The 26,064-nt window shown below is 38.3% G+C and carries 29 protein-coding genes, 1 riboswitch and 1 other annotated feature (1 of these 31 cut by a window edge); of the genes, 17 read left to right on the top strand and 12 right to left on the bottom strand.

Annotated features, from left to right (window positions below; all coding sequences use genetic code 11):
- Positions 1 to 64: 64 nt before the first annotated feature.
- Positions 65 to 631, top strand: a complete 567-nt coding sequence (locus MKX65_RS18545; protein WP_340904982.1) for a beta-class carbonic anhydrase — start codon at positions 65 to 67, stop codon at positions 629 to 631.
- On the opposite strand, the gene yidD is transcribed toward MKX65_RS18545, so the two are convergent.
- A complete protein-coding gene (yidD, locus tag MKX65_RS18540; RefSeq protein ID WP_160546890.1) occupies positions 628 to 861 on the bottom strand; it encodes a membrane protein insertion efficiency factor YidD in 234 nt (77 codons plus the stop codon). The two genes, MKX65_RS18545 and yidD, sit on opposite strands and share 4 nt — an antisense overlap.
- A gap of 150 nt (positions 862 to 1,011) precedes the next feature.
- Here yidD and MKX65_RS18535 point away from each other — a divergent pair, with 150 nt between their 5' ends.
- Positions 1,012 to 1,485, top strand: a complete 474-nt coding sequence (locus MKX65_RS18535) for an S-ribosylhomocysteine lyase (protein ID WP_160546891.1) — start codon at positions 1,012 to 1,014, stop codon at positions 1,483 to 1,485.
- Positions 1,486 to 1,519: 34 nt separating this feature from the next.
- On the opposite strand, the gene cls is transcribed toward MKX65_RS18535, so the two are convergent.
- The gene (gene cls / locus MKX65_RS18530; RefSeq protein WP_340904981.1) at positions 1,520 to 2,968 is read right to left on the bottom strand and encodes a cardiolipin synthase; all 1,449 of its coding nucleotides are present in this window, start codon (positions 2,966 to 2,968) and stop codon (positions 1,520 to 1,522) included.
- A gap of 10 nt (positions 2,969 to 2,978) precedes the next feature.
- A complete protein-coding gene (ytzI, locus tag MKX65_RS18525; protein WP_160546893.1) occupies positions 2,979 to 3,137 on the bottom strand; it encodes a YtzI protein in 159 nt (52 codons plus the stop codon).
- Positions 3,138 to 3,285: 148 nt separating this feature from the next.
- Between ytzI and MKX65_RS18520 the strand changes: the two genes are divergently transcribed.
- Both MKX65_RS18520 and MKX65_RS18515 read left to right on the top strand, forming a co-directional pair.
- Positions 3,286 to 3,732: a ferritin-like domain-containing protein gene (locus tag MKX65_RS18520; protein WP_160546894.1), complete on the top strand. Its 447-nt coding sequence runs from the start codon at positions 3,286 to 3,288 to the stop codon at positions 3,730 to 3,732.
- 613 nt (positions 3,733 to 4,345) lie between these two features.
- Entirely contained in the window at positions 4,346 to 5,341 is a 996-nt protein-coding gene (locus MKX65_RS18515) for a methyl-accepting chemotaxis protein (RefSeq protein ID WP_160546895.1), read from the top strand.
- A 70-nt stretch (positions 5,342 to 5,411) separates the two neighbouring features.
- On the opposite strand, the gene MKX65_RS18510 is transcribed toward MKX65_RS18515, so the two are convergent.
- Positions 5,412 to 5,669 (bottom strand): DUF6154 family protein, encoded by a 258-nt coding sequence (locus tag MKX65_RS18510; RefSeq protein ID WP_119709552.1) that lies wholly within the window; start codon positions 5,667 to 5,669, stop codon positions 5,412 to 5,414.
- A 165-nt stretch (positions 5,670 to 5,834) separates the two neighbouring features.
- Between MKX65_RS18510 and MKX65_RS18505 the strand changes: the two genes are divergently transcribed.
- Positions 5,835 to 6,164, top strand: coding sequence for a hydrolase (locus MKX65_RS18505; protein ID WP_160546896.1), 330 nt, complete (start codon positions 5,835 to 5,837; stop codon positions 6,162 to 6,164).
- A 143-nt stretch (positions 6,165 to 6,307) separates the two neighbouring features.
- Positions 6,308 to 6,778, top strand: coding sequence for an RNA deprotection pyrophosphohydrolase (ytkD, locus tag MKX65_RS18500; RefSeq protein ID WP_160546897.1), 471 nt, complete (start codon positions 6,308 to 6,310; stop codon positions 6,776 to 6,778).
- A gap of 29 nt (positions 6,779 to 6,807) precedes the next feature.
- Here ytkD and MKX65_RS18495 read toward each other — a convergent pair whose 3' ends face one another.
- Genes MKX65_RS18495 through MKX65_RS18485 form a run of 3 tightly spaced genes read right to left on the bottom strand, consistent with a single transcriptional unit; the run spans position 6,808 to position 9,394 of the window.
- Complete coding sequence (locus MKX65_RS18495) at positions 6,808 to 7,614, bottom strand: ABC transporter permease subunit (protein ID WP_160546898.1); 807 nt, start codon at positions 7,612 to 7,614, stop codon at positions 6,808 to 6,810.
- Positions 7,604 to 8,371 (bottom strand): ATP-binding cassette domain-containing protein, encoded by a 768-nt coding sequence (locus tag MKX65_RS18490; RefSeq protein WP_160546899.1) that lies wholly within the window; start codon positions 8,369 to 8,371, stop codon positions 7,604 to 7,606. Before MKX65_RS18490 ends, MKX65_RS18495 begins: the two co-directional genes overlap by 11 nt.
- Before the next feature lie 27 nt (positions 8,372 to 8,398).
- On the bottom strand, positions 8,399 to 9,394 hold the full coding sequence (locus tag MKX65_RS18485) for an ABC transporter substrate-binding protein (protein ID WP_340904978.1): 996 nt from the start codon (positions 9,392 to 9,394) through the stop codon (positions 8,399 to 8,401).
- A gap of 130 nt (positions 9,395 to 9,524) precedes the next feature.
- Between MKX65_RS18485 and MKX65_RS18480 the strand changes: the two genes are divergently transcribed.
- Complete coding sequence (locus tag MKX65_RS18480) at positions 9,525 to 10,304, top strand: alpha/beta hydrolase family protein (protein WP_340904977.1); 780 nt, start codon at positions 9,525 to 9,527, stop codon at positions 10,302 to 10,304.
- A 34-nt stretch (positions 10,305 to 10,338) separates the two neighbouring features.
- Positions 10,339 to 10,581: a DUF2584 domain-containing protein gene (locus tag MKX65_RS18475; RefSeq protein WP_160546901.1), complete on the top strand. Its 243-nt coding sequence runs from the start codon at positions 10,339 to 10,341 to the stop codon at positions 10,579 to 10,581.
- Positions 10,582 to 10,617: 36 nt separating this feature from the next.
- Here MKX65_RS18475 and pckA read toward each other — a convergent pair whose 3' ends face one another.
- A complete protein-coding gene (gene pckA, locus MKX65_RS18470; RefSeq protein ID WP_160546902.1) occupies positions 10,618 to 12,204 on the bottom strand; it encodes a phosphoenolpyruvate carboxykinase (ATP) in 1,587 nt (528 codons plus the stop codon).
- A gap of 380 nt (positions 12,205 to 12,584) precedes the next feature.
- A riboswitch (SAM riboswitch) is annotated at positions 12,585 to 12,723 on the top strand.
- A gap of 230 nt (positions 12,724 to 12,953) precedes the next feature.
- Between pckA and metK the strand changes: the two genes are divergently transcribed.
- Positions 12,954 to 14,156: a methionine adenosyltransferase gene (gene metK / locus MKX65_RS18465; RefSeq protein WP_340904976.1), complete on the top strand. Its 1,203-nt coding sequence runs from the start codon at positions 12,954 to 12,956 to the stop codon at positions 14,154 to 14,156.
- Between the two features lie 240 nt (positions 14,157 to 14,396).
- Entirely contained in the window at positions 14,397 to 16,292 is a 1,896-nt protein-coding gene (gene asnB / locus MKX65_RS18460; RefSeq protein WP_340904975.1) for an asparagine synthase (glutamine-hydrolyzing), read from the top strand.
- Here asnB and MKX65_RS18455 read toward each other — a convergent pair whose 3' ends face one another.
- On the bottom strand, positions 16,293 to 17,153 hold the full coding sequence (locus tag MKX65_RS18455) for a C39 family peptidase (RefSeq protein ID WP_445677925.1): 861 nt from the start codon (positions 17,151 to 17,153) through the stop codon (positions 16,293 to 16,295).
- A 94-nt stretch (positions 17,154 to 17,247) separates the two neighbouring features.
- On the bottom strand, positions 17,248 to 17,760 hold the full coding sequence (locus tag MKX65_RS18450; protein ID WP_160546906.1) for a gamma carbonic anhydrase: 513 nt from the start codon (positions 17,758 to 17,760) through the stop codon (positions 17,248 to 17,250).
- Between the two features lie 87 nt (positions 17,761 to 17,847).
- On the opposite strand from MKX65_RS18450, the gene MKX65_RS18445 reads away from it, so the two are divergent.
- Positions 17,848 to 18,651 (top strand): alpha/beta hydrolase, encoded by an 804-nt coding sequence (locus tag MKX65_RS18445; RefSeq protein WP_340904971.1) that lies wholly within the window; start codon positions 17,848 to 17,850, stop codon positions 18,649 to 18,651.
- Positions 18,652 to 18,665: 14 nt separating this feature from the next.
- The gene (locus MKX65_RS18440; RefSeq protein WP_340904970.1) at positions 18,666 to 19,751 is read left to right on the top strand and encodes a tetraprenyl-beta-curcumene synthase family protein; all 1,086 of its coding nucleotides are present in this window, start codon (positions 18,666 to 18,668) and stop codon (positions 19,749 to 19,751) included.
- Between the two features lie 32 nt (positions 19,752 to 19,783).
- Here the strand turns inward: MKX65_RS18440 and MKX65_RS18435 are convergent, their stop codons facing one another.
- Both MKX65_RS18435 and MKX65_RS18430 read right to left on the bottom strand, forming a co-directional pair.
- Complete coding sequence (locus MKX65_RS18435) at positions 19,784 to 20,359, bottom strand: tRNA (mnm(5)s(2)U34)-methyltransferase (RefSeq protein ID WP_340904968.1); 576 nt, start codon at positions 20,357 to 20,359, stop codon at positions 19,784 to 19,786.
- Positions 20,356 to 21,318 carry a TIGR01212 family radical SAM protein gene (locus tag MKX65_RS18430; RefSeq protein WP_340904967.1) on the bottom strand — a complete coding sequence of 321 codons (963 nt, stop codon included), beginning with the start codon at positions 21,316 to 21,318 and terminating at the stop codon, positions 20,356 to 20,358. The genes MKX65_RS18435 and MKX65_RS18430 overlap by 4 nt, the downstream gene beginning before the upstream one ends.
- Positions 21,319 to 21,497: 179 nt before the next feature.
- On the opposite strand from MKX65_RS18430, the gene MKX65_RS18425 reads away from it, so the two are divergent.
- The 5 genes from MKX65_RS18425 (at position 21,498) to MKX65_RS18405 (ending at position 25,932) form a co-directional block, all read left to right on the top strand.
- Positions 21,498 to 21,761: a YtzC family protein gene (locus tag MKX65_RS18425; RefSeq protein WP_340904966.1), complete on the top strand. Its 264-nt coding sequence runs from the start codon at positions 21,498 to 21,500 to the stop codon at positions 21,759 to 21,761.
- Positions 21,762 to 21,771: 10 nt separating this feature from the next.
- The gene (locus tag MKX65_RS18420; RefSeq protein ID WP_160546911.1) at positions 21,772 to 21,951 is read left to right on the top strand and encodes a glycogen biosynthesis protein GlgD; all 180 of its coding nucleotides are present in this window, start codon (positions 21,772 to 21,774) and stop codon (positions 21,949 to 21,951) included.
- A 214-nt stretch (positions 21,952 to 22,165) separates the two neighbouring features.
- Positions 22,166 to 23,527: a sigma-54 interaction domain-containing protein gene (locus MKX65_RS18415; RefSeq protein WP_340904964.1), complete on the top strand. Its 1,362-nt coding sequence runs from the start codon at positions 22,166 to 22,168 to the stop codon at positions 23,525 to 23,527.
- 295 nt (positions 23,528 to 23,822) lie between these two features.
- Positions 23,823 to 25,142: a GntP family permease gene (locus MKX65_RS18410; RefSeq protein WP_340904962.1), complete on the top strand. Its 1,320-nt coding sequence runs from the start codon at positions 23,823 to 23,825 to the stop codon at positions 25,140 to 25,142.
- Positions 25,143 to 25,155: 13 nt separating this feature from the next.
- Positions 25,156 to 25,932: a 3-hydroxybutyrate dehydrogenase gene (locus MKX65_RS18405; protein ID WP_340904961.1), complete on the top strand. Its 777-nt coding sequence runs from the start codon at positions 25,156 to 25,158 to the stop codon at positions 25,930 to 25,932.
- A gap of 96 nt (positions 25,933 to 26,028) precedes the next feature.
- Positions 26,029 to 26,064, top strand: a binding site (T-box leader); it runs 183 nt beyond the window's last position.

The following is a 26,064-nucleotide window of genomic DNA, read 5'->3' as shown; positions in this document are numbered from 1 at the left end:
AAAATTGTCTAGTTTTGCAATTATCTTGTATTATAGTCATAAGTACAAATAAGGGGGTACCAGGATGAGATTGTTAGATGAAATTTTAGAGTATAATCAACAGTTTGTTGAAGAAAAACGGTATGAGGAATATACAACAACAAAATTCCCGAACAAACGACTGGTTATTTTAACTTGTATGGACACAAGATTGTTAGAGTTGTTACCTAAAGCGATGAACGTCTCAAATGGGGATGTAAAACTCATAAAAAATGCTGGTGCACTTGTTACACATCCGTTTGGAAGTATTATGAGAAGTTTACTTGTAGCTGTGTATCAGTTGCAGGCAGAAGAGGTTCTGGTCATTGGTCATTATGATTGTGGAATGAGTGGAATGAAGGCTGATGTAGTCATCGAAAGCATGAAAGAACGGGGAATTACTCAAGAGACGCTTGATATGCTTAACTACTCTGGCATTAACGTCTCCGAGTGGATGCATGGATTTGACAATGTGTCTGATAGCGTGAAGCACAGTGTAAACATGATTAAGAAACATCCTCTACTTCCAAAAGGAGTTCCTGTACATGGACTTGTCATTGACCCTGAAACAGGTAGATTAGACGCTGTTGAAAATGGGTATGAGGGCATCTAGTTCTTTCTTTCCTTTTTTTCGGGAACATAATCAAACCCACCTGGATGAAAAGGGTGACATTTTAATAAACGTTTAATGGTTAGGTAACCACCTTTAATCGGTCCAAATCTTTGAATGGCCTCTAATCCATAGTGTGAGCAAGTGGGGTAGAAGCGACAGCTTGGTGGCTTGAGTGGAGAAAGGGCAATTTGATAGAAACGGATAAAGGCAATCATCGCCTTTTTTAGCATGTAAATCTCTCACTTTCCTCTTCCTATATACGAACAACATAACATAAATAGGATAATTAGTCTAAAAAATGGCATGTGGTTAAGTAGAGATAATGCGTAATAATTGTTGTATACTGAAAAGAGAAATTGAATGGGATAGGAGTGGAACAAATGCCTTCTGTAGAAAGCTTTGAACTAGATCATAATGCAGTGAAAGCCCCTTATGTAAGACATTGTGGAGTACATAAAGTGGGTAGTGATGGAGTTGTTAATAAATTTGATATTCGATTCTGTCAACCAAATAAGCAAGCAATGAAGCCAGATGTTATTCATACATTGGAACACTTATTAGCATTTAACCTGCGTGAGCATGCTGAGAAATATAGCCATTTTGATATTATTGATATTTCTCCAATGGGATGTCAAACAGGTTATTACCTAGTTGTGAGTGGAGAGCCTTCGGTGGAAGAAATTATTGATCTACTCGAGGATACGATGAAATCAGCCGTGGAAATCGTTGAGATTCCTGCAGCTAATGAAACACAATGTGGTCAAGCGAAGCTTCACGATCTTGAGGGAGCTAAACGATTAATGCGCTTTTGGCTTGAACAATCAAAAGAAAATTTGAAACAGGTATTTGCCTAAAAAATAGAGCCGAGCATTTTTGCTCGGCTATTTTTTATAGAATTGGTGACAATAGCCTTGATATTGATTCTTTTAGACGAATCTTCACTGGTCTTTTTATATAATTCTCAAGAGTTAATTCCGTTGAAGCCTTCATATCCTCAGAAAATTGTTCCATTAGTATGTTAGAAAATCCTTTATGATAGATGAATGCGTTCACTTCAAAATTAAGGCGGAAGCTTCGTACATCGATATTTGCTGTCCCAACAGATGCAATTTCATGATCTACGACAATGGATTTTGAATGGATAAACCCTTTTTCATAAATATAAATTTTTGCCCCAGCTTTCAGCATTTCTCCAACATAAAAATAAGTAGCCCAATAGACAAACATATGGTCTGGCTTATTGGGGATCATAATTTTTACATCGACTCCACATAAACAAGCGATTCTTAATGCATCTAAAAGACTAGAGTCCGGAATAAAGTATGGGGTCTGAATAAAAATAGTTTCTTTTGCTAAAGAAATCATTTTTATATAGCCATTTTTAATTTGTTCCCACTCTGAGTCAGGTCCGCTTGTTACAATCTGTAGGCCAACATCTCCACTGCTAATTGGATGTTGGAAGTAACGAGGGGAATAGTTAATATCATACCGATAGGAAGCTTGGTTCCAATCGAGAATAAACCTAGTTTGTATAGGGTGTACTGCTTCACCAACAATCCGAATATGTGTGTCACGCCAGTATCCGAACCGTTTATTTAATCCTAAATACTCATCTCCTACATTAAATCCGCCTACATAACCGATTTTTCCATCAATGATAGCGAGTTTACGATGATTACGATAATTTAATCGCAAATTAATTAAAGGAAGCTTTGAAGGGAAGAAGGCTTCAACCTCTCCGCCAGCTTGGCGCAGCTCCTTGAAAAATGATTTTCTTAATGATCGGGAGCCTAGCTCATCGTAAAGAACCCGAACCTTTACTCCAGTACGTGCCTTTTGTGATAACACTTTCATTAATCTTCTGCCGAGTTCGTCGTTTTTGATGATATAGTATTGCAGATGGATATGGTCTTTAGCATTCTCTATATCATGAAAGAGTGAGTAAAATTTTTCTTTGCCATCAGTAAAAATTTGAATGTCGTTATGTTGAGAAAACGTGGCAGCATTATTAATTAAATGCATATGAATAAGGTCACGACTTTTTTCTTCGGTTGAATTTTGGAAAGGAAAACTTCTTTGATTCAATTGTGTGATTTGCTCTTTGATTAAAGACTCTATTCCTACTTTGTCACGATCTTCCCAATAAAACATTTTCTTTCTGCTTAAATTTTGTCCAAAAAGTAAATACATGATAAAGCCGAGTACAGGAATGAAAAATAGTACTAAAATCCAGGCCCAGGTGGCACTAGGATCTCTTCTTTCTAAAAAAATGACAATGATAGCAAGTAAAATGTTGAGGAAGAAAATAATTCCAACAAAAATAGAAAGTATATTCACTAAGATACCCTCACTCTTCTTTTTTTTGATCGCTTTCTGTATGTATATTTGGGTTATCCTCAAGTGAATCAACGGTATGTTTATATGAATAGGCCTTTGAAGTGGTGACAACCGATAAAAGTAAGACAATACCTACAATGATGAGACAAATAATTAGAACAGTTATCATATTATTCCTCCTTTCTCCCATTCTATTTTAGCATGTGTGATTAAGAACTTTAATTATTTGTCACTTGGTCAAACGTTTTTTCTTGTCCATTATGGGTAATATAACAATGGGAGTAACGGCATGGATAAGAAATTTAGGAGGAGAGCATATGGATAATAAACTACATGATGTGTTAAACAGCCAAATCTCTAACTGGAGCGTGTTATTTGTAAAGCTACATAATTTTCATTGGTATATTAAAGGCAAAGACTTTTTTACACTGCATACAAAATTTGAGGAGTTTTATAACGAAGCAGCTATTCATATTGACGAGTTAGCCGAAAGACTCCTATCCATAGGCGGAGAGCCCATTGCTACTATGAAGGAGTACCTAGAGAAATCCAGCATCAAAGAGTCTACAGGTAGTGAAACAGCGGTTGAAATGGTTCAAAGCCTATCAAGTGATTTTTCAATGTTAATTGAAGAACTAAAAAGTGGAATGTCTCTAGCGGAAGAGATGGACGACGAGGCAACAGGTGACATGTTCCTAGCGATCCATTCCACACTAGAAAAACATGTATGGATGTTAAAAGCCTACCTAGGTGAATCAGTGTAATTGTAAAAACAACTCTTGAACAGGAACGGGTTCAGATAAATACATTTGAAAATCTCATTATATTTGTATACATTATGTCCTGCAAAATGCAGGGCTTTTTGTTGTGTAAGAATATTACAAAGTGCAACCTAGTGTATCATGGATTTTATGGCCAAGGTACTGTTATGAAACTGATGTTGATTTCACTGTGTTTGAAAATAACCGGATAAATTCCGACTAAATTGGGAAATACCCATATTTCCTTAAGAATAAGAGGAGTTTTTCCGCTTATGTGATCCAAATCTTTGAATTTTGGCTTATTTAGAGCAGGTAACCGGAATTCCTCCGCTTATTTCTGCTTCTTAAGCTTCCTCTAAATACATTAGCCGGAAATTCTCCGCCTATTCATTCTCTTACCTATACGAAAACATCAATGAATAATTACAGAGCCAAAGTCTGTAACCTTACATTTTGATAACAGACCAGTTGCTTGAACAGGGTTGTTTTTTTTGTTCATAAATTATTAAAATTTTTCTATTCTCTGAATCGACATTTTTTTCAGAATTGTGATATTATTTATCGTATCATGTCACAAAACATAACATAGATGTTCGGTTGAGAGGAGAATGAGTAGATGGTCAGTACTCAAGAGAAAAATTTAAATGTATCCGTGCTGATGAATGAATTAAAGCAAGAAAATAGTAAGATGGAAGGTGTTATGCAAAATATTAAAGACATTTCCATGAAATCCAATATATTAGCATTAAATTCAGGAATTGAGGCAGCAAGAGCAGGGGAAGCAGGACGAGCATTTTCAGTTGTTGCCAAGGAGATTAAAAAGTTTGCTCAAGATTGCTTAGATTCTAGCAAAGCAAGTGAGAGTATTATTAAAAGTATACAAACAAAGGCAAATAATATTATTGCATTAAGAACGGTAGATATTGCCTTTGATACGATTGATAAAATTGATCGGAATTTATTTGAAAGAAATTGTGATGTTCAAGCATGGGCAACCTTTGATGCCATTAAGGAATGTTTAATTCAGCCTACTCCTGCTTCAAAAAAGACAGCTGAAGCATTTATGAAAAATATTTATAAGATTTATGAAGTGTATTTTGATTTATTCGTTGTTGATTTATCGGGAGAAATTCTGGTTGCCGCGCAAAATCAGAGTCAAGTAGGGCGAAATATGAGTGACCGGGAGTGGTTTCAAGAAACGGTAAAAACAAACGATGTGTACGTTACAGATATGTACTATTCTTCTGTTGTTGAAGGGCATACCATGGGGTATTCTAGTCCGGTTCGAAATGATGCAGGGGAAGTCATTGGGGTATTCACCACCCGATTTAACTGGGAGTACATTTATGACATTATTGACCGCGTTCAAACAGATGAAAAAAGTAAGCTCTATGCCATCAATTCAGAAGGTTATGTTATCGCTTCAAAGGACCGTACCGAGATTTTAAAAACCAAGCTCACTCATTTAAAAGCTGTCCAAAATATTCTATCCGGAAGAGAAACTCGAGGGTATACGATTGAGGATAATCAAATTTTCGCATACTCATTAACAGAAGGGTATAATGCCTATAAAGGTAAAGGTTGGTCAGTTATTGTTGCAGAGTCTATATAGAGTAAAATAAAGGAAGCTGACTAGTTTTAGTCAGCTTCTGTATATGTGCTTTCGTTTCTTCTATGTACCGTTAGTGAAAGTTCCGTTGTTGGAAGTTTGGGATTTTCCGTTGGCCGTATTCTTCTTGAGCAAATTTCCCTTTCAATCCTTCAATGAGATAGACACCAACTAAATCGTACAATTCCTGCTTATCGAGATCCTTAATAATATTTAGCAAATCTTCTTGCGTTAACTCCTCTAAAAAGGCAAAAGCAAGCATATCAATATCTTCTTCATCACCTGTTAACTTGTGCCGATAAAACTCGTATATTTCATCTACAAGCTTCACGATTTTCACCTCCCTTATTTTTATTATAAAGGTATTGTTATCATTATACTTCAGCAATACCCGTAAATATGTAAACTATTCTTTAATTTTCTTCATGAAGGTGTTGGGAAAAAGAGAATAAATCATTTCCATGTGCTAATTATAATAAAAAAGGGAGTGTCGGTCATGGATAATGAGAGAAAGACATACTATATTTCGGTTAGCACAGGAGAAATCACACAAAGCAGAACGAGCTCTCCTTGGAATTTTAAAATTGAAGCCACAGATGATGAGATCATTCAGCTTCGTGAGTATTTTGATCAAAATCATGCAAATGACTGGGAAAACTTTTTCCGTGCACACGTTCCATATGTACAATATCATCATGATAGAGAAAATGATGCCTATGATTCAGTTACAGTTCAAGTGTATAACATGATTTATAATCTCGGTGATGAAGAAGCTAAAAAACATATTGAGTCTATGGGTATTCTAAACAACAAACCGCTTACGTAATTCGAAAGCGGTTTGTCTGTTTTTGCATCTTTATTTCATTGATACCTTATCAACTTCAATCCCTTCGACAGATATACAATTGGAAAAACAACTCGTTTCCGCTATGATGTAAATAACATAGAAGGATTAAGGGTGAAGGGTTCATGGAGATGTTTAGGGATCATTTGGGAGCACAAGTGTTGCTCTCGTTTGGAGAAAATAGGTTTGGTGCTATTGTCAAACATGTTCTTATTTTAAGTAAATATAAAAATGGGTGGTTACTGACCAAACATAAAAAAAGAGGTCTTGAATTTCCTGGTGGGAAAGTGGAGCCCGGGGAAACATTAGTGGAAGCTGCAACCCGGGAAGTATTCGAAGAGACAGGCGGCGTGTTAAATAAGTTAATAAAAATTGGTCATTATGAAGTTCGTAATGGGGATGAGAGCTTTGTTAAAGCGATTTTTTACGGAGAGATTAAGGAACTGATAAGGAAAGATGACTTTCTAGAAACGGATGGCCCTGTGTTCATTGATGATCCATACCTAAGTGATCGATTGAGTGATGATTATAGTTTTATTATGAAGGATGCTGTGGTTGAAAAGAGTATGCATTACATACAAACGCATTTGCTGTAAAAAAGAGGCAAGGATGAACCTTCGCCTCTTTAATTACTTTTAATCAATTTTCTTTCTAATAGCTCAACTAACTGGTACATGATGGTCGCGAAAACGGCAATAACCAGTAAGGAGAGTAGTACAAGGGTGAAATTAAATACCTGAAAGCCATAGATAATCATATACCCCAGTCCTTTAGACGAAACGAGGAATTCTCCAACGATGACCCCAACCCAAGAGAGTCCAACATTCACCTTAAGTGTTGAAATGATAGTAGGGAAACAAGCTGGAAGGATGGCCTCTTTGAAACATTGGGATCTGGTGGCACCGAATGTTTGTAGTACTTTAATATAATTGGGATCCACTTCTTTAAACGCTGTATAAACAACAATGGTCGTAATGATGACCGAGATGATTGCACCCATCGCAATAATAGAAGTCATATTTGGACCAAGTGCAACGATTAATATTGGACCTAAGGCAACCTTGGGCATAGCATTTAAAATGACTAAATAGGGATCAAGTACCTTTGACAGGAAAGGTGACCACCAGAGAATGGCAGCAAGAATGGTTCCTAGAAGTGTTCCTAAAATAAAACCAAGAACGGTTTCTGATAACGTGTAACCTAAGTCTACGAAAAGTGTACCATCTTGGATTTTTTTTATGAATAAATCCCATACTTTTGAAGGGGCACTAAAGATTAATGGGTCAATCCATTGTTTCTTGCTTGAAATCTCCCATCCTAAGAAAAATACAAAGAAGATAATAAATTGGTAGAAACGGACCCATCTTTTTTCATATGTGAGCTTTTTAATATAATTCTTATGAAGGAGCTCTACTGGCTGGTTATGATTCAAGTGATTCCAACTCCTTCCATATTTCTTGGAATAGCTGAGAATAAATTTCTTGATTTCTTGCTTGAAAAGGAGAGAGTTCTCTTAACTCCTTTGGAACCTCAAATGACTGGTAAATTTGGCCAGGACGAGCAGAAAATAAATAAATTCTGTCACTCATGGCGATAGCTTCTCCAATATCATGTGTGACAAGGATGGCTGTTTTTCCGAAGGATTTTAGTGTCTCAGACACAAGATCCTCTAGTCGAAGTTTTGTTTGATAGTCTAGAGCAGAAAATGGTTCATCTAGCATAAGTAACTTCGGTTCCGTTACTAAAGTCCTAACTAGTGCAACTCGTTGTCTCATTCCACCAGAGAGTTGTTTAGGATATTGTTTTTCATAGCCCTTTAATCCCATTTCTTCAAGAAGAGAAAAGGCATATTCCTTTTTAGCACTGTCTTCAATTCCAAAAATTTTTAAACCAAGCAATATATTTTCCTCAATGGTTTTCCAAGGAAATAAATAATCTTGCTGGAGCATATATCCGATCTTTTTTTTAGATTTGTTAACAGAACGATTCTCAAGCAGGATGGTACCTTCCGTTGGTTGAAATAATCCTGCTATGATTGAAAGTAGGGTTGTTTTTCCGCATCCACTCGGACCAAGGAAGGAGATGAATTCTCCTTCCTCAACTTCAAGTGAAATGTCGGAGAGGGCCGTTGTAGCAGAGGTCTTAGTAAAATACGTGTGATGGATATGTTCTAGCTTTAAAAAGCTCATAGTCGGCCACCTCGAAATTAATAAATTTTATTTCATTACCTCTTCGGCAATTTCGGTATTTACAAGCACACTGTGATCCACTCTTTTTGGTAACTCGCCAGCTTCATCCATAATATTTTGAAGGTTTTCCCATTCTTCTTCATCAAGCACTGGATTAGTTGCATAAGATCCCTGGCTCTTGTATCGGTCAACTACCGTCTCGATTAAGCTTAAGTCGGTATCCTCGAAGTAAGGAGAAATGGCTTCAGCGATATCCTTTGCAGAATTCTCTGCTACCCATTTTTGAGCTTTATAAATAGCTCTTGCGAATTTTTCAACGGTTTCTTTGTTTTCCGTCATATAGCTTTCTTTTGACATAAAGGTTGTATAAGGTACCATACCTGACTCTGTTCCAAACGAAGCGACAATATGACCTCTTCCTTCCTGTTCAAACACGCTCGCGGTTGGTTCGAAGAGCTGGACGAAGTCTCCAGTTCCAGAAGCAAAGGCACTTGAAATATTGGCAAAATCAATATTTTGGATCAGGTTCAGGTCGTTATGGGGATCGATATCATGCTGTTTCAGAACGTATTCCCCAACCATTTGTGGCATACCGCCTTTTCTTTGACCTAAAAAGGTCGATTCTTTCAGCATATCCCATGAAAAATCATCAATTTTTTCACGAGATACAAGGAAAGTACCATCTGTTTGTGTAAGTTGCGCAAAGTTAATGACAGGGTCATTTGCTTCTTGAGCATAAACGTAAATAGACGTTTCAGAGCCAACGAGAGCAACATCAATACTATTGGATAGCAGAGCAGTCATTGTCTTGTCTCCACCTGAGGTAGTGGTTAGCTCAACATCCAAGCCTTCTTCTTCAAAAAAACCTTTTTCAATGGCAACATATTCAGGTGCATAGAAAATGGAACGGGTCACTTCCCCAATTCGTACTTTCTGGACTTCTTCCTTGCTGCAGGCAGCAATGGGTATAATAAGAATAACGACTAGGACCATGGAAAAGAAAATCTTAAATGACTTTTTCATTTTATGGATAACCTCCTTAATAGATAACCTTTTTCAGTGAACGGTTTGTGCGCCTAACATATCGTATGAAGTCGAAAAAAATGTGTGAATGCTTAGATGAAAAACATGTGAAAAGGAGTGTGACAGTTGGATGTATTCTTTAGATATTGTGAATATGGAGCGGTTTCCTTCACCACATCCTTATGTGGAATTATCAATAGTCACGTATTATTCTGAGGGATATAAGGTGAAAGGGATGTTAGCGGAACCTAAAGGAGAGGAAGCGTTAGATGGATTTTTATATTTAAGAGGAGGAATTAAAGGTGTAGGAAAGGTTAGACCTTCAAGATTGGTGCAATTTGCTTGTGAAGGGTTTATTGTGTTTGCGCCGTTTTACCGGGGAAATCAAGGAGGAGAAGGAAATGAAGATTTCGGTGGAGATGATCGAGAAGATGCATTTGCAGGGTATCGAATCCTAAAGCAACATTCAAGAGTGAAACGGGTACATGTATTTGGATTTTCTAGAGGTGGAGTGATGGCATTACTAACAGCCATCAAGTTTCCAGATACGGCCTCTCTCGTCACCTGGGGTGGTGTAAGTGATATGAATCTTACATATATAGAAAGAGAAGATTTAAGAAGGATGATGAAGAGAGTCATTGGTGGTACACCGACGAAATATCCAGAAAGATATAAATTTCGGACTCCATTGTATGAGATTGAACGATTACACTGTCCCACTTTAATCATCCATGGATCAAAGGATCAAAATGTAAGTGTGGATCATGCCAGACGATTGGAAGAGAGGTTAAAGGATAGGGGTCATCCAGTGGAGAGCTGGTATTTTGAGGAGTTGACACATTATTTTCCTCCAAATATTAACCGAAAAGTCGTTACAGACTTAACTCAATGGATGAAAAAACAGTCATAATAATGATAATATATAGGAAAAGGAGTGGAGAATTATGGGTATGCCATTAGAGCTTAATACAATGATTGTTACTAAGGGTAGAGAAAAGCGAGTGGAGGAAAACTTGTTTACACTAACCAAAGAAGGATACCGCTTATATCCAATAGACATTCCTCTTGAGGTAAGAAGAACGATTGAAGGGGAAGTTAGTGGAATGGCAAAAATTAAAAAAGTCATTTTAGAAGGTGAACAAACGACGATTGAGTATCAATTGATCTCTTTACATTCATCTAATTAAAAGAGCGTAATCGACTGATTACGCTCTTTTTAAAACTTATACTAAAGGACCGCCTTTATCGACAATCTGTGCTGAAACATTTGCGAATTTTTTGAAGTTATCTTTGAACTTAGTGGCTAGTTCGTTCGCCTTCATCTGGTATGACTCTTGGTCAGCCCATGTTCGGTTTGGCTGAAGAACATCATCTGGTACACCAGGAACATGTAGAGGGATTTCCAATCCAAAAATAGGGTCTTTGCATGTTTCTACATGATTTAGTTCCCCTTCAAGAGCTGCCTGTACCATTGAGCGTGTGTATGATAGCTTCATTCTACTTCCTACACCATACTCACCACCAGTCCAGCCTGTATTCACTAGATAAACCTTCGCATTATGCTCGTCAATCTTCGTTCCTAGCATTTCAGCATAGCGAGTTGCTTCTAATGGTAGGAAAGGAGAGCCGAAGCAAGTGGAGAATGTTGCTTGTGGTGAAGTAATTCCTTGTTCCGTTCCAGCAAGTTTTGATGTGTAACCGCTTAAGAAATGGTACATTGCTTGTTCCTTAGAAAGCTTTGCAATTGGAGGTAGTACCCCGAAAGCATCAGCTGTAAGGAATATGATTGTATTTGGATGTCCTGCGACACTTGGATCCACGATATTACTAATCGATTGGATCGGGTAAGCAGCACGCGTATTCTCAGTTAATGTTCCATCATCATAATCAGCGACTCGTGTTTCCTTATTCAGCACGACGTTCTCTAATACAGATCCGAAATGAATGGCGTCAAAGATTTGAGGCTCTTTTTCTCTTGAAAGGTTAATGCACTTTGCGTAGCAGCCTCCTTCGATATTAAAAACACCATTAGCTGACCAGCCGTGTTCATCATCTCCGATTAGGCGTCGATTTGCATCAGCTGATAAGGTCGTTTTCCCTGTTCCTGATAAGCCGAAGAATAAAGCAACATCGCCTTCAACGCCGACATTTGCTGAGCAGTGCATTGGGAGAATATTATTTTCAGGCAGTAAGTAGTTCATGATGGAGAAAATGGACTTCTTCATCTCTCCTGCATATTCTGTGCCGCCGATTAATACGGTCTTTCTTTCAAAAGAGACAATGATAAAAGTCTCTGATTTCGTTCCATCAATCATAGGGTCAGCTTTAAAGTTTGGAGCGGAGATGACTGTGAATTGTTCTTCATGAGTCAAAAGCTCTTCTGCTGTTGGTCTAATGAATAACTGGTGGGCAAATAGATTATGCCATGCGAACTCATTTATCACTTGTATGGGTAGGCGATGCTTCTTATCTGCACCAGCAAACCCTTTGAAAACAAACAGCTCATCTCTATCTTTCAAGTAACCTAGTACTTTATTATATAAACGTTCGAATACTTCTGGAGAGATTGGTTGGTTAACTGCTCCCCAGTCAATCTTGTCCTTTGTTGAAGCTTCTTCAACGATGAATTTGTCTTTAGGAGACCGACCAGTATACTTTCCTGTTGTTGCTCGAACAGCTCCTGTCGAAGTTAAGACTCCTTCGTTTCTAGTAAGAACCTTTTCAACTAATTGTGGTACAGATAGTTGCACATGCACATGACCAGAGGCTAACAATTCACTTAATTGGTTAGAAATACGGACAGAGTTCATCTGATGACTACCTACCTTTATTTGTTATTTTTAATTAGTATAACACATTAACTTAATTAGTCTATACTATTTGAAAAAATATTAGAGGGTGCAAGAAAAAACATCGTATTCGACCTATTTTTAAGCCTTTTTATTTCATAAAACGATGGATCGCAGTCAATAGTCTATACTATTAAAAGAAGGGACAAATTCAAATGGGAACAATCGCGTTATATGATGCTAAGTGTCATATTATTCTTCCAGATGGGAAGGTACTTGAGGGATATGGAAATGTGAAGATAATAGTTGCTCATTATTTGAAGAATTGAACCAACTATTTTTCATAAAGATGTTGACAGTATTTGACGAAGTACGGTATTATTCTACATTGAACGGATACTCTCTTATCCCGAGCTGGTGGAGGGACAGGCCCTATGAAACCCAGCAACCTGCTTTAATAATTAATTACGATAACTGTAATTAATATAAAAGAGAAGGTGCTAACCTGAGGCAAGGATTTTAGTCCTTGAACGATAAGAGCGAAAGGCGCAAATTACTTTGCTATCACCCTTTCCTCAAGCAGGGAAGGTTTTTTATTTTGCATAAAGTTTTTATTGCGGGGGGTAATTTTTCAAACCTTCATAATAAAAATGGCATGTTTATTTCATACTACTTAGGGAATGAGTTCCGTATCAAATGGAAGGTTTTGTTTATGTTGATATGATAAACATACCTTTTTCTCAAGTATAAATAAAATAGGAGGTCAGGAGATGTCAAAAAAACGTCGTTTATTTACATCCGAGTCAGTTACAGAAGGTCATCCGGATAAGATCAGTGACCAAATTTCAGACTCAATTTTAGATGCTATTTTAGCAAAAGACGCAAATGCTCGTGTTGCTGCTGAAACGTCAGTAACTACAGGGTTAGTATTAGTTGCTGGGGAAATTACAACCTCTACATACGTAGATATTCCAAAGATTGTTCGCGAAACAATTAAGGAAATTGGGTACACTCGTGCAAAATATGGTTTCGATTCTGAAACATGTGCGGTTTTAACTTCTATTGATGAGCAATCAGCTGATATTGCAATGGGTGTTGACCAAGCACTAGAAGCACGTGAAGGATCCATGTCTGATGAAGAAATTGATGCAATTGGAGCAGGAGACCAAGGATTAATGTTTGGTTTTGCTTGTAATGAAACAAAAGAGCTTATGCCTCTTCCAATTTCTTTAGCACATAAACTAGCTCGAAGATTAACTGAAGTTCGTAAGGATGATATTCTTCCTTACCTTCGTCCTGATGGAAAAACTCAAGTTACAGTTGAGTACGATGAAAATAATAAACCAGTTCGTATTGATACCATTGTTATTTCAACACAGCATCATCCTGAAGTAACATTGGAGCAAATTCAACGAAATCTTAAAGAGTATGTTATTAATCCTGTTGTACCAGAAGAGTTAATTGATGAAAATACAAAGTATTTCATTAACCCAACTGGTCGTTTCGTTATCGGTGGACCACAAGGTGATGCTGGGTTAACAGGACGTAAGATTATTGTTGATACGTACGGTGGTTATGCTCGTCACGGTGGCGGTGCATTCTCTGGTAAGGATCCTACAAAAGTTGACCGTTCAGCTGCTTATGCTGCTCGTTATGTAGCAAAGAATCTTGTTGCTGCAGGTCTAGCCGATAAAGTGGAAGTACAGCTTGCCTACGCAATCGGTGTTGCACATCCAGTATCTATCTCTATTGATACTTTTGGAACCAGCGAAGTAAGTGAAGAAGTTCTTATTGAAGTAGTTCGTAATAACTTCGATCTTCGTCCAGCTGGAATCATTAAAATGCTTGATTTAAGACGTCCTATCTATAAGCAAACTGCTGCTTATGGTCACTTTGGCCGTACAGATGTAGATCTTCCATGGGAGCGTACAGATAAAGCTGACACGCTTCGTAAGGAAGCACTTGAAAGATAATTTTAATAGTAAAAACAGCCGGGAGTTACAGAAAATTTGTAACTCCCGGTTTTTCTTTTCGTCTATAAGGGTATGGTGGTTTAGAAGCAAAAAGGGATGTAAACAATGGGTAGTAAGCTTGAATTTTTAGGAAATGGTCAATTTGACAGTGCGATTCGATAATTTTAGTGGTAGTATTAATAGGTATTCTTTCTGAATGGAAGATTAAACTCGTAAGAACGGAGTAGGTGAGTTACATACATGTGTGGTTTTATTGGATGTGTTCATGACAAATCGCAAGTGTTTAGTGATGGACAAAAACAACAATTTGAAAATATGAATAATGTGATTACGCATCGCGGACCTGATGATGATGGATATTTCTACGATTCTCATGTTCAATTTGGGTTTCGTCGTTTAAGTATTATTGATATAGAAAGTGGGCATCAACCCCTTCATTTTGAAAACGAAAGATACTGGATTATTTTTAACGGTGAAATCTATAACTATGTTGAATTAAGAGAAGAGCTTTTGGCAGAAGGAATCACCTTTGCAACAAGCTCTGATACAGAAGTAATTATTGCTTTGTATAGCCATCTGAAGGAAAAAGCTGTTGAGAAGCTTCGTGGAATGTTTGCTTTTGTTATTTGGGATAAGGTTGAGAAGACGCTTTATGGAGCACGTGATCCATTCGGAATTAAGCCTTTCTTCTATTTTGATGACGGCGAAAAGACATTCTTTGCATCGGAGAAAAAGAGTATTTTACTTGCTCTACAAAATGATGTATTGAACTATGATTCTTTACAGTATTACTTAACGTATCAGTTTGTTCCCGAGCCTTATACGATGTCAGAAGGTATTTCAAAATTAGAACCAGGACACTACTTTACAAAGAAAATGGGATCTGAAATGGAAATCAAGCGATATTGGAAGGCTCATTTCCACCCAGTTAGAAAGTCAGAGAGTGATTTTGTAAAGGAAATAAAAGATGTTCTTTTTGATTCTGTCAAAATTCATATGAGAAGTGATGTGCCAGTTGGTTCTTTCCTTTCCGGTGGAATTGACTCTTCGATCATTGCTTCCATTGCAAAAGAATTCCATCCGGCGATTAAGACATTTTCTGTAGGTTTTGATCATAATGGGTTTAGTGAAATTGACGTTGCTAAGGAAACGGCTGATAAGCTGGGAGTAGAAAATATTAGCTATATCATTACTCCAGAAGAGTATATGAATGAAGTGCCGAAGATTATGTGGCATATGGACGATCCACTTGCTGACCCTGCATGTGTTCCCTTATATTTTGTCGCACGTGAAGCTCGTAAGCACGTGACAGTGGTTCTATCTGGAGAAGGTGCAGATGAGCTATTTGGTGGCTACAATATTTATAGAGAGCCTCAGAGTCTAGATGTGTTTAATAAAATTCCACAGGTTGGAAAAGCGTTTTTACGTTTGCTAGCGAAAATGATGCCAGAAGGTATGCGTGGGAAAAGCTTTCTTGAACGTGGTTTGACTCCTTTAGAAGAACGCTATATCGGAAATGCAAAGATGTTTAGTGAGTTGGAAAAGAGTGACCTTTTAAACACGTATAACAAAGGTTTAGATTTCACTAATATCACAAAGCCTCTATATAAAGAAAGTGAAGGCTACGATCCAGTTGACCGTATGCAGTATATTGATATTCACACATGGATGCGTGGAGATATTTTATTAAAGGCTGACAAAATGACCATGGCTCATTCGTTAGAGCTTCGTGTCCCATTTTTAGATAAAGCCGTTTTTGAGGTTGCTTCTAAAATTCCAACAAGTTTAAAAACAGCGAACGGAACAACAAAGTATGTTCTTAGAAAAGCAGCAGAAGGAATTGTTCCAGAACATGTTCTTAATCGTAAAAAGCTGGGCTTTCCTGTTCCTATTCGTCACTGGTTAAAGGCTGAGATGAACGAGTGGGCGAAGACGATTATTAGAGAAAGTGATACAGATTATTTATTAAATAAGACGTATGTGCTTCAATTGCTTGAGGATCACTGTCAAGGAAAAGCCGATAATAGCAGAAAGATTTGGACGGTGCTCATGTTTATGGTATGGCATCAAGTGTATGTAGAAAAAAAGTACTCCTTCGAGAAGGAATACTTAGCGGAAAAAGTATTACAAAGCTAATTAGTGAGGGAGGTAGGTAATTGCCTGACTCCCCATTTGCACCCAGGATTCTTCAAAATCCATTATGGGTGCTTTTTTATTTTTTTCTCCTGTCAATGGATCGTTAAAGTAAACATAATCCTTATCAAAGCCTGTTAATAAAACTGAGTGTTCCTTGAAGGTAATCTCAATTACCCCACTTGGAGTATGCCAGGTCACAAATTCTTTGGATGACAGTTTTTTATAAGAGGTATTGGTGATCACCCAGACCGGACGTTTGTCAGAAAGGTGTATTTTTAAATCACTAAAAGGTGAACCGGTTAAATCTTTAATTTGTCCGGGTAAATATTTTTCAGCCAGTTCTTTAATGGGTTGATGGTACACACCTAAACCAGGTAATTCTTTTGTATACATGCTCCCGACAAATCCGTCATTAGGATGGCCGTAGTAAACTTTTCCATCGGAGACCTTGTAGGCTGTAGTGTCTTTTTTGATTTCTTCAGCAAGCGTCATCTTATCTACTGAAATATTTGCGTATTGTAATAGCATGGCTAAACTTGTAACTTCACAGCCCCGTGGAAGTTCAGGAAGTTGGTTGATGACTGGTGCATCTAAGAGAACGGTTTGCTCTAGCGGAATAATCGTAAGGTCGACTTGATCATCGATAAAAGTGTTCGTCGAATGTAGAGGGGCTTGTACCCAGGTTTTCATTCGACCTACAGCCTCCGCAATATGTGGTGTTTGTGCTAAGGTGAAGAACCCTAGTAAAACCACTCCAATTATAGAAAAAGAAGTTTTAAGAGAAGCGCTTCTCTTTATGAAACGTGAAAATATAAATAGTATGAAAATTAAAATTCCTATTAATATGATTAGTGTAATCATTGGCACCACCGATACAACATGTAGTTAAGCATTTTATTATTAGTTATATCGGCATATTTCCTCTAGTTTCAAGATACTTTTTCTAAGAAAATTCTTATTTTTGTATCGATTTATAGTATTGCCCTTTTTCTACGTACTGGTTCATGATTCGGTCACGATCCTTAATATCTTCCTCGGTCAACTCGCGAATGACCTTGGCTGGGCGGCCGAATGCTAGCGTGTTCGGTGGAATTTTCTTTCCTTGAGGAACTAAACTTCCGGCTCCAATGAATGCACCTTCGCCAATTTCTGCCTGATCTAGTATAATAGAACCCATTCCAACTAAAGCTTTCTTTCGGATGATGCAGCTATGCAAAATCACTTGGTGACCGATCGTGACTTCGTCTTCAATTATGAGCGGATTATTTGGACTTTGGTGTAAAATAGAGTTATCCTGAATGTTCACGCGGTCCCCTATAATAGTTGGGGCAACATCTCCGCGGATAACCGTGCCGAACCATATGCTTGTATGTTCACCAATGACAACATCTCCCGTTACAGTCGAATATTCGGCAAGGTACGCACTTTTGGCAATTCTCGGGGTTTTATCGTAATAAGGATAAATCATATACATCCTCCTTTAAGTAATCATATATATTTACTATAACGAATTTATATCATATTTTCTTATACTTTTTTAGAAGGAGCAATACATATGTGGAAATGGGAAGCAGAAGGGACTGCTAGAGCAGTTATTGTGATCGTTCATGGGGCGATGGAGCATCATAGAAGGTACGGTTGGCTCATAGAGCAGTGGAGAAATTCGGGCTTTCATGTCGTCATGGGTGATCTGCCAGGTCATGGATTAACGACTAGATCTAGAAGAGGGCATATCGATTCTTTCGAAGAATACGTGAATGAAGTGGAAAAGTGGATTGATGCATCGTATCAATTTGATTTGCCTGTCTTCTTAATTGGTCACAGCATGGGTGGACTGATTACACTAAGGCTTCTGCAAAAAGAGCGATTAAATGTAGCTGGCGTCATTCTTTCCTCTCCTTGCTTAGGTTTAGTAAACAAGCCTTCTCCAATCTTACATGCAGCAACCTTTATTTTAAATAAAGTGTTCCCAGCCTTACGAGTATCTTCAGGAATTACTTTTGACATGGTGACGAGAAATGAAGATGTAAGAGAGTTGGATCTTAAAGACACTTTATATGTGAAAAAGGTATCCGTGCGCTGGTATCGTGAGCTAGAAGAAGCGATGAAGAATGCATTCGCAATGATTAAAAGAACTCAGGACACTCCATTATTAGTCGTTCAAAGTGGGGATGACAGGATCGTAGATAAAGAGAAGGTAAGAACTTGGTTTAACTCCGTCCCATTATCGGAAAAACGTTTCAAGGAATGGCCTAAATGCTATCATGAAGTGTTTAATGAACCAGAACGGGAAGAAGTATTTTTATATGTAAAAGATTTCGTAGAAGGTCAGTTAAAGGGACTAGGATATATTGTGTGAGTGAGGTGAAATGAATGAGTGTTCCAACAATGCCCATCAGCTTAATGACAGAAGTGTATAGAAAGGTTCTACCTGCTGTTCATAGAGAACTGAGGGGTTGGAAGGCACGAGCGGAAGAAATTCCGAATCCAGAGCTCAGGAAGCAAGCACTAGCTAGCATTGAACACAAAACGTTTCATTGTGAAGGCGGTGGAATTCTTTCTTTAATGGGAATGGATCGCTATGAAGAAGCGATTCGTTTTATCGTTGCTTATCAGACGATTAGTGATTATTTAGACAATTTATGTGACCGGAGTACTTCTCTTGATCCGATCGATTTTGCGACATTGCATGAATCAATGGAACATGCTCTTACCGTCGGGAAGGAGCAGAAAAATTATTATGAGCATCGAGAAGACCAAGATGATGGAGGATATTTACATGACCTCGTGGCAACCTGTCAGGAGGTGCTTGCAGGGGTAGATAAATACGAAATGATTCGAGAACACTTGCTTGAGTTATGCCATTATTATTGTGATCTACAAATCCATAAGCATGTTCAACAAGACGAACGAATTCCCCGACTTAAAAATTGGTTTGGTAAGCATAGAAGCAAAATCCCTGAAATGGAATGGTATGAATTTTCTGCTTGCTCGGGTTCTACATTAGGAATCTTCTGCCTTGTATCATTTGCGATGAGCAAAGGATTTACTCATCATCATGCGGATTCCATTCGTGAAGGTTATTTCCCTTATGTGCAAGGATTACATATTCTTCTGGATTACTTTATTGACCAGGAAGAGGATTTAGATGGTGGAGATCTTAATTTCTGCTTTTATTATAAAGATGAAAAAGCGCTGTTCGAACGACTCAATCATTTTGTAAATGAAGCGGATCGACACATTGAAAATCTCCCATATAAAAGGTTTCATCAGTTGATTAACCGTGGTTTATTAGGTATTTATTTATCAGATGATAAAGTACGTAATCAAAAAGGAGTAAGAAAGCTTTCACGAACAATGATATGGAATTCAGGTCCAATCGGGTTATTTTTTTATATCAATGGTCGGCTGTATCGCTCCGTGCAAAAATGGAATATTTTCCGAGCTCGTACACAGTAAAACAGTCTGAAATCAAATTTCAGACTGTTTTTTTATGAGCGTTTTTCAATAGCAATGATAAAGGGGGCATTGTTTTTCTGATTTTCAAACTGATAACGAAGGACATGCGCTTTTAGCTGGTCCAACCCTTTCACATATTGCAAAAGTTCATCCCGTTCTATCGCTCCTTCATCATGCCCATGATAAATAACAAGGACAATGATCCCCTCGACAGCTAAAAGGTCCAAAAGCTGTTCAATGGCAGAGATCGTAGTTTCTGGTTTTGTCACAATGCTCTTGTCCCCACCAGGAAGATAGCCTAAGTTGAAAATTGCTGCTGTTATCTGGCCTTTTGCTGATTCCGGAATAGAGTTTTTCAATTCTTCATGTCCACGATGAATAAGGGTGACACGATTTGAAAGGTTTTCCTCGGTCAGGCGTTCTTTTGTCGCTTGAATTGCTTGTTCTTGAATATCAAAACCATACACATGTCCTGTGCCGCTTGCGAGCTTTGCTAAAAAATAAATATCATGCCCATTTCCTAGAGTGGCATCAACTGCAATGGTATCCGGGAGAAATGCTTTTTCAAGTAAGTTTCTAGCAAAGGGTAAAATTCTTTCTAGCTTCATAAGCTGGTGGCCTCCACGCGATAGAACTTCCCTTGCCAGCTGTCTCTTCTTTTGAGTTCAGCGTCAATTGAATTTAAGACTTCCCACTTATTCACGCTCCACATCGGCCCAATCATTAAATCAATCGGTCCATCCCCGGTAATTCGATGGACAATCATTTCAGGTGGTAAAATTTCTAATTGGTCACATACTAAGCTTACGTAGTTTTCTAAAGAAAGAAACTCTAATTTGCCCTTCTCATATTGTTTCACCATAGGTGTTCCCTTTAAAAGATGTAATAAATGAATCTTGATTCCTTGAACATCCAGCTTTGCCACTTCTTTTGCAGTTGTCATCATCATGTCATAGGACTCAAGTGGCAACCCATTAATAATATGTGAGCAAATTCGAATATTATGCTTGCGAAGCTTGTTTACTCCTTCAACATAACATTGGTAATCGTGAGCTCTGTTTATCAATAATGCAGTTCTTTCGTGGACTGTTTGAAGGCCAAGCTCTACCCATAAATAAGTTCTCTTATTCAGTTCGGCTAAATATTCAACAACATCGTCAGGTAGACAATCCGGTCTTGTTGCTATTGATATACCTACCACACCTTCTTGGGAAAGGACGCTTTCGAATTTCTCTTTTAATTCTTCAATGGGTCCGTGCGTATTCGTATAAGCTTGAAAATACGCCATATATTTGCCATCTTTCCATTTTGAGTGCATTTTTTCCTTTATATCTTGGAACTGGGTCGTTAAATCATCTACTCTATTTCCTGCGAAATCTCCTGAGCCTGCCGCACTACAAAAGGTACAGCCCCCATAAGCAACCGTACCGTCTCGGTTCGGACAATCAAATCCACCATCAAGTGCAACTTTAAAAACCTTATGTCCAAAAGTTTGTCTTAAGTGGTAATTCCATGTATGGTATCGTTTATTATCTGATGCGTATAAAAAAGGATGCAACTTACTCACCTACGTAGTCTCCTTATAATCAAAGTCTCCTCATTTTATCAGAAAAAGAGGTGACAACCAACTGGATAAAACGATTGGTGAGTTCTGCCACTAGAGAGAAGTTGTAAGAAAAGGAGTACTTGCACAAACTACATATGAAGCATATTGCTTCTTGTCATAAGAATAGGGGGGCTTTAAGAATGGCAACTCATGAATCCATGAATAACCTCTTTGAGAAATGTAATGCGGTTCTCCGAAATGCCGAGACGCAGTATATCATAAGCAGTAGACAGGATCATTATAACGATGAGAATCTTGATATTGCTATGAAAGAACTAGAGGAAGCTTACAATGATGTCGCGAAAATGGCATTAAGTGCAAATGAGGTACAGCGAGAAGACTTACACCGTATGAGGCTGCAAATTCAACAACTCCAAAACCAAATGACGCTACTTAATCGATAGGGGGAGAAGGATGAAAAAGCGTTCGAAACAAAACAACCCTGAGCAAAAAACAAGAAATGGAATCAATAATCAAGACGTAGAGCTTGGATCTGATTTCGATCAGGTTAAAGCTTCAAAAAAGAAGTATGAAAACAAAGGCGGCCAGCCTGTGAAATCTAAGTTTCATCCAGAACCGGAGCAAAGTTCTTAATATGATGAGAGTCCCACAGTTGTTGGGACTCTTATCTTTTATTTTGCTCAGATGTTTCTACGCCTTAAGTCCGAATAGAAGTTAAAGCTTGCGCCTCGCTACTTTTGATGGAAATATGGATATGGGTGTAGGAGTCACAACCTTGAGTTTTTTCTGCTTTACACCATTCTCTGAAAAGTATGATAATGGAGTAAAAAGCGGGAGGAGCCATCTAATGATTCATGCTTTGTCAAAGCTTTCTGTGGATACGATTGAAACGATTGTTGAAAACGCATTTGAGTGGTTAGTGGTTGTTGATAGAGAAGGCTTAATTACTTATATAAATAAAAATTATTGTGAGTTTCTTGGTGTGAACAGAGACGAAGTATTCGGGGTTCATGTGTCAAAGGTTATAGAGAATTCGAGAATGCATATTGTAGCGAGTACAGGTAAGGAAGAGATTGCATATCTTCAGTATATTAAAGGCAATTATATGATTGCTAATCGTATCCCTATTTTTTCAAAAGGGGAAGTGATCGGTGCATTTGGAACCGTTTTCTTTCGGGATACACAAGCATGGATGAAGATGAACTCTCATGTTAAGAGCTTGCTGTCAAAGATGCAAAGTTACATACAAGATCTTGATCGAAGTGTGAAATATTCGTTAGACGATATTCTTGGAACTTCAAAGCAAATTGTCAGCTTAAAAGAAAAGGTTAAGATGATTGCAGCGAGTGATATTTCGATTCTAATTCGCGGAGAAAGTGGTACGGGAAAAGAGCTTTTTGCGCACAGCATTCATCAGTTGAGCAATCGAAGTCATCAGCCATTCGTTAAGATCAACTGTGCAGCGATTCCAGAGCATCTATTAGAATCTGAACTTTTTGGATATGAGGAGGGTGCATTTACTGGGGCAAAAAAAGGGGGAAAAAAAGGAAAGTTTCATCTAGCGGATGGAGGAACGCTCTTCTTAGACGAAGTGGGCGATATGCCATTAAATATGCAGGTGAAGTTGCTTCGTGCACTTCAGGAAGGAGAAATTGAGAGTGTTGGGGCACTAAAGCCAATGAATGTAGATGTTCGGATTATTGCAGCGACTAACCGTCCTTTAGAAAAAATGATGGAGGAAAAACGATTTCGGGAAGATCTCTTTTATCGGATTAATGTCGTTCCCTTTCAGATCCCCTCTTTACGTGAAAGAATGGAAGATATTCCTATCTTACTAGATTATTTCATTAATAAGATTACAAGAAAAAGTGGGAAAAGAATACATGGAGTGAGTGAAGACGTTTCTGAGTTGCTTCAAACGTATAGTTGGCCAGGAAATATCCGTGAGCTAGAAAATGTGATGGAGGCGGCCATTCACTTAACAAATGGAGAAATCATCACAGTGGAGTCTTTACCAGATTATATTCATGACTCTTCTGTTTACCCACTTGGAAAAAGGAAGCTGAAGGAAATATTGGACGAAACCGAGCGAAGAGTTCTTCAGCAGAGCTTAGTAAAGTATAATCATGATAAGCTTTTGGCAGCTAAAGCACTAGGCATTAGTAAATCAACCATGTATGAAAAACTAAAAAAATATGGGCTAGAATAGTCCAGGAATCCGGAATGTGTTCCAGATTTCTGGACTTCTTTCTATCTATGATTTTATTAACCCCCTTTCACGTAAAGGACATGTTTTTTTTGAAATCTATTCTATCATTTGTGAGATCTAACAGACGGTTCAGTCCGGAAATCCGGAATAAATGTTCAACAAATAGTCATAAAAATCACATCACAATGAGGATTATCAGATTGGCACGCTCCTTGCATAAAGAAAAGGGAAGGGAGGATGTAACAAAAAAGTGTAACCGTTTGCAATTTAGTTCCACAACAAAGGGGGAAATAAGATGCTAAGTATGATTGGTTTAATTGGTGGTTTGGCCTTATTAATTTTCTTAACGATGCGAGGAATGAATTTACTTGTCGCAGGTCCATTATCAGCATTGTTCGTTGCTGTTCTTAATGGAATGCCATTGTTTCCACAACTTGTAGCAGAAGGGGAAGCGAACCTTGTTGGAAACTATATGTCTGGTTTTTCTAGCTTTGTCACGGCATGGTATTTAATGTTCCTGTTAGGGGCTATCTTTGGAAAAGTTATGGAGGACAGTGGGGCAGCTGATTCGGTTTCCAGGTTGATTGTTGAGAAGCTTGGAATGAAGTATGCCATTCTTGCCATTGTTGCAGCCTGTGCGGTGTTAACGTATGGAGGAGTAAGTTTGTTCGTTGTGGCCTTTTCTGTCTATCCGATGGCACTTAGTTTGTTTAAACAAGCGAACTTGCCACGACGTTTCATCCCTGCAGCATTAGCCTTTGGATCGGTTACCTTTACGATGACCTCTGCAGGCTCACCAGAAATTCAAAACTGGATTCCAATTGATTATTTGAATACTTCTCCTTATGCGGGTTGGGAAGTTAGCTTAATTGTTGCCATATTTATGATGATTTTTGGTTATTGGTGGCTAAAGCGCATGATTTCAAAAGCGGTAGAAAAAGGGGAGCACTTTGATGAACGTGATGGTGATCCGGTTAATGAAGAAAGAGAGCTTCCAAATCCGTTAATGGGTGTTTTACCGTTAATTGTGGTTCTTGCGATTTCATTTATTTTCCATGATTCCTTAAAGCAATCGGCGCTAATCATTGCTCTTTTGGGCGGTGTGATCGCGACGTATGCCCTTAACCGCAAGTATTTTAAGAACTTTTGGAGTGCAGTTTCAGAAGGGACTCTTGGAGCATTAATTGCAATAGGAAATACAGCTGCTGTTGTTGGATTTGGTGGGGTAGCAAAGGCCGTTCCTGCATTTGGAGTCGCTGTTGACTTTATGACGAGCATTCCAGGAAGCCCTCTTATTGGCGGTGCGATAGCCGTAAGTGTCATTGCTGGTATGACCGGTTCAGCTTCTGGTGGTCAAGCGATTGCCTTACCATTACTTGCGCCTCATTACATGGATATGGGAGTTAACCCGGAAGCACTCCACCGTGTTGTAGCTATTTCATCTGGAGCATTGGACTCTCTCCCTCATAACGGATATGTGGTCACCACTGTACGGGCCATTTGTGGGGAAAGTCATATGGATGCCTACAATCCAGTTGGTGCAGTAACCGTCATCGTACCTGCATTAGGTGTAATTCTGGCGATTATTTTGTTCTCTTTAGGGGTAGGAATCTAGAAAGGAGTTTCTTATGAAGGACCAATCAATTGTTTTTGTGACGGGAGCGGCTCAGGGGATAGGGTATGAGATTAGTAGAAAGTTTGCTGAGCAAGGTGCAAAGATTGTCTTAACGGATGTTAATGAAGAGGTGGTTATCGCCTCAGCAAACGAGCTTCGAAGACTAGGGTATGAGGCAATAGGAATCAAATGTGATGTAACAAAAGAAGATGAAATTATTGCTGCCATTGACCATGTGATTTCTCATTTAGGATCCATTGATGTATTAATCAATAATGCAGGACTTCAACATGTATCATATATTGAGGATTTTCCTACAGAAAGATTTGAGCTGTTGATAAAAGTAATGTTAACGGCACCATTTATGTTAACAAAGCATGTGTTGCCTCATATGAAAAAACAAGGCTTCGGGAGAATCATTAATATGGCATCTATTAACGGGTTGGTTGGGTTCGCTGGTAAAGCCGCTTATAATAGTGCGAAGCATGGAGTGATTGGGTTAACGAAAGTAACAGCCCTTGAAGCAGCAGCCCATGGAATTACGGTGAATGCTCTTTGCCCTGGTTACGTAGATACTCCACTGGTACGTAATCAGCTAGCAGATTTAGCCAAGACTAGAGGGGTGGAACTTGAAAGAGTTCTTGAGGATGTTCTCTACCCTCTCGTCCCACAAAAACGCTTGTTATCAGTTGACGAGATTGCGAGTTACGCGATTTTTCTAGCAAGTGAAGCGGCAAAAGGGATTACTGGTCAAGCGGTCGTTATTGACGCAGGCTATACGGTTCAATAAAAAAATGCACACACTCTACTCCTTATCTTCATATGCTACAAAACACAACTTGCATCGAGCTAGAAAATACACTACAATAGCATCATACTTAAATATGTGGTGACCATGATAAGGAGTAGTAGTGAGAAATAC

The organism is Robertmurraya sp. FSL R5-0851 (assembly GCF_038002965.1).
Taxonomy (GTDB): domain Bacteria; phylum Bacillota; class Bacilli; order Bacillales; family Cytobacillaceae; genus Robertmurraya_A; species Robertmurraya_A beringensis.
The sequence above is the reverse complement of the archived record's forward strand: the minus strand, read 5'-3'. Positions and strand labels throughout refer to the sequence as shown.

What these genes read in the sequence shown, in the direction of transcription:
- asnB (WP_340904975.1), top strand. Translation starts at nt 14,397, where the DNA reads ATGTGTGGTTTTATTGGATGTGTTCATGACAAATCGCAAGTGTTTAGT.
- MKX65_RS18405 (WP_340904961.1), top strand. Translation starts at nt 25,156, where the DNA reads ATGAAGGACCAATCAATTGTTTTTGTGACGGGAGCGGCTCAGGGGATA.
- MKX65_RS18435 (WP_340904968.1), bottom strand. Translation starts at nt 20,359, where the DNA reads ATGAAGCTAGAAAGAATTTTACCCTTTGCTAGAAACTTACTTGAAAAA.
- MKX65_RS18505 (WP_160546896.1), top strand. Translation starts at nt 5,835, where the DNA reads ATGGATAATGAGAGAAAGACATACTATATTTCGGTTAGCACAGGAGAA.
- metK (WP_340904976.1), top strand. Translation starts at nt 12,954, where the DNA reads ATGTCAAAAAAACGTCGTTTATTTACATCCGAGTCAGTTACAGAAGGT.
- MKX65_RS18520 (WP_160546894.1), top strand. Translation starts at nt 3,286, where the DNA reads ATGGATAATAAACTACATGATGTGTTAAACAGCCAAATCTCTAACTGG.
- MKX65_RS18425 (WP_340904966.1), top strand. Translation starts at nt 21,498, where the DNA reads ATGGCAACTCATGAATCCATGAATAACCTCTTTGAGAAATGTAATGCG.
- MKX65_RS18440 (WP_340904970.1), top strand. Translation starts at nt 18,666, where the DNA reads ATGAGTGTTCCAACAATGCCCATCAGCTTAATGACAGAAGTGTATAGA.
- MKX65_RS18490 (WP_160546899.1), bottom strand. Translation starts at nt 8,371, where the DNA reads ATGAGCTTTTTAAAGCTAGAACATATCCATCACACGTATTTTACTAAG.
- ytzI (WP_160546893.1), bottom strand. Translation starts at nt 3,137, where the DNA reads ATGATAACTGTTCTAATTATTTGTCTCATCATTGTAGGTATTGTCTTA.
- MKX65_RS18475 (WP_160546901.1), top strand. Translation starts at nt 10,339, where the DNA reads ATGGGTATGCCATTAGAGCTTAATACAATGATTGTTACTAAGGGTAGA.
- yidD (WP_160546890.1), bottom strand. Translation starts at nt 861, where the DNA reads ATGCTAAAAAAGGCGATGATTGCCTTTATCCGTTTCTATCAAATTGCC.
- MKX65_RS18410 (WP_340904962.1), top strand. Translation starts at nt 23,823, where the DNA reads ATGCTAAGTATGATTGGTTTAATTGGTGGTTTGGCCTTATTAATTTTC.
- MKX65_RS18545 (WP_340904982.1), top strand. Translation starts at nt 65, where the DNA reads ATGAGATTGTTAGATGAAATTTTAGAGTATAATCAACAGTTTGTTGAA.
- MKX65_RS18415 (WP_340904964.1), top strand. Translation starts at nt 22,166, where the DNA reads ATGATTCATGCTTTGTCAAAGCTTTCTGTGGATACGATTGAAACGATT.
- ytkD (WP_160546897.1), top strand. Translation starts at nt 6,308, where the DNA reads ATGGAGATGTTTAGGGATCATTTGGGAGCACAAGTGTTGCTCTCGTTT.
- MKX65_RS18450 (WP_160546906.1), bottom strand. Translation starts at nt 17,760, where the DNA reads ATGATTTATCCTTATTACGATAAAACCCCGAGAATTGCCAAAAGTGCG.
- pckA (WP_160546902.1), bottom strand. Translation starts at nt 12,204, where the DNA reads ATGAACTCTGTCCGTATTTCTAACCAATTAAGTGAATTGTTAGCCTCT.
- MKX65_RS18535 (WP_160546891.1), top strand. Translation starts at nt 1,012, where the DNA reads ATGCCTTCTGTAGAAAGCTTTGAACTAGATCATAATGCAGTGAAAGCC.
- MKX65_RS18515 (WP_160546895.1), top strand. Translation starts at nt 4,346, where the DNA reads ATGGTCAGTACTCAAGAGAAAAATTTAAATGTATCCGTGCTGATGAAT.
- MKX65_RS18480 (WP_340904977.1), top strand. Translation starts at nt 9,525, where the DNA reads ATGTATTCTTTAGATATTGTGAATATGGAGCGGTTTCCTTCACCACAT.
- MKX65_RS18455 (WP_445677925.1), bottom strand. Translation starts at nt 17,153, where the DNA reads ATGATTACACTAATCATATTAATAGGAATTTTAATTTTCATACTATTT.
- MKX65_RS18420 (WP_160546911.1), top strand. Translation starts at nt 21,772, where the DNA reads ATGAAAAAGCGTTCGAAACAAAACAACCCTGAGCAAAAAACAAGAAAT.
- MKX65_RS18485 (WP_340904978.1), bottom strand. Translation starts at nt 9,394, where the DNA reads ATGAAAAAGTCATTTAAGATTTTCTTTTCCATGGTCCTAGTCGTTATT.
- MKX65_RS18445 (WP_340904971.1), top strand. Translation starts at nt 17,848, where the DNA reads ATGTGGAAATGGGAAGCAGAAGGGACTGCTAGAGCAGTTATTGTGATC.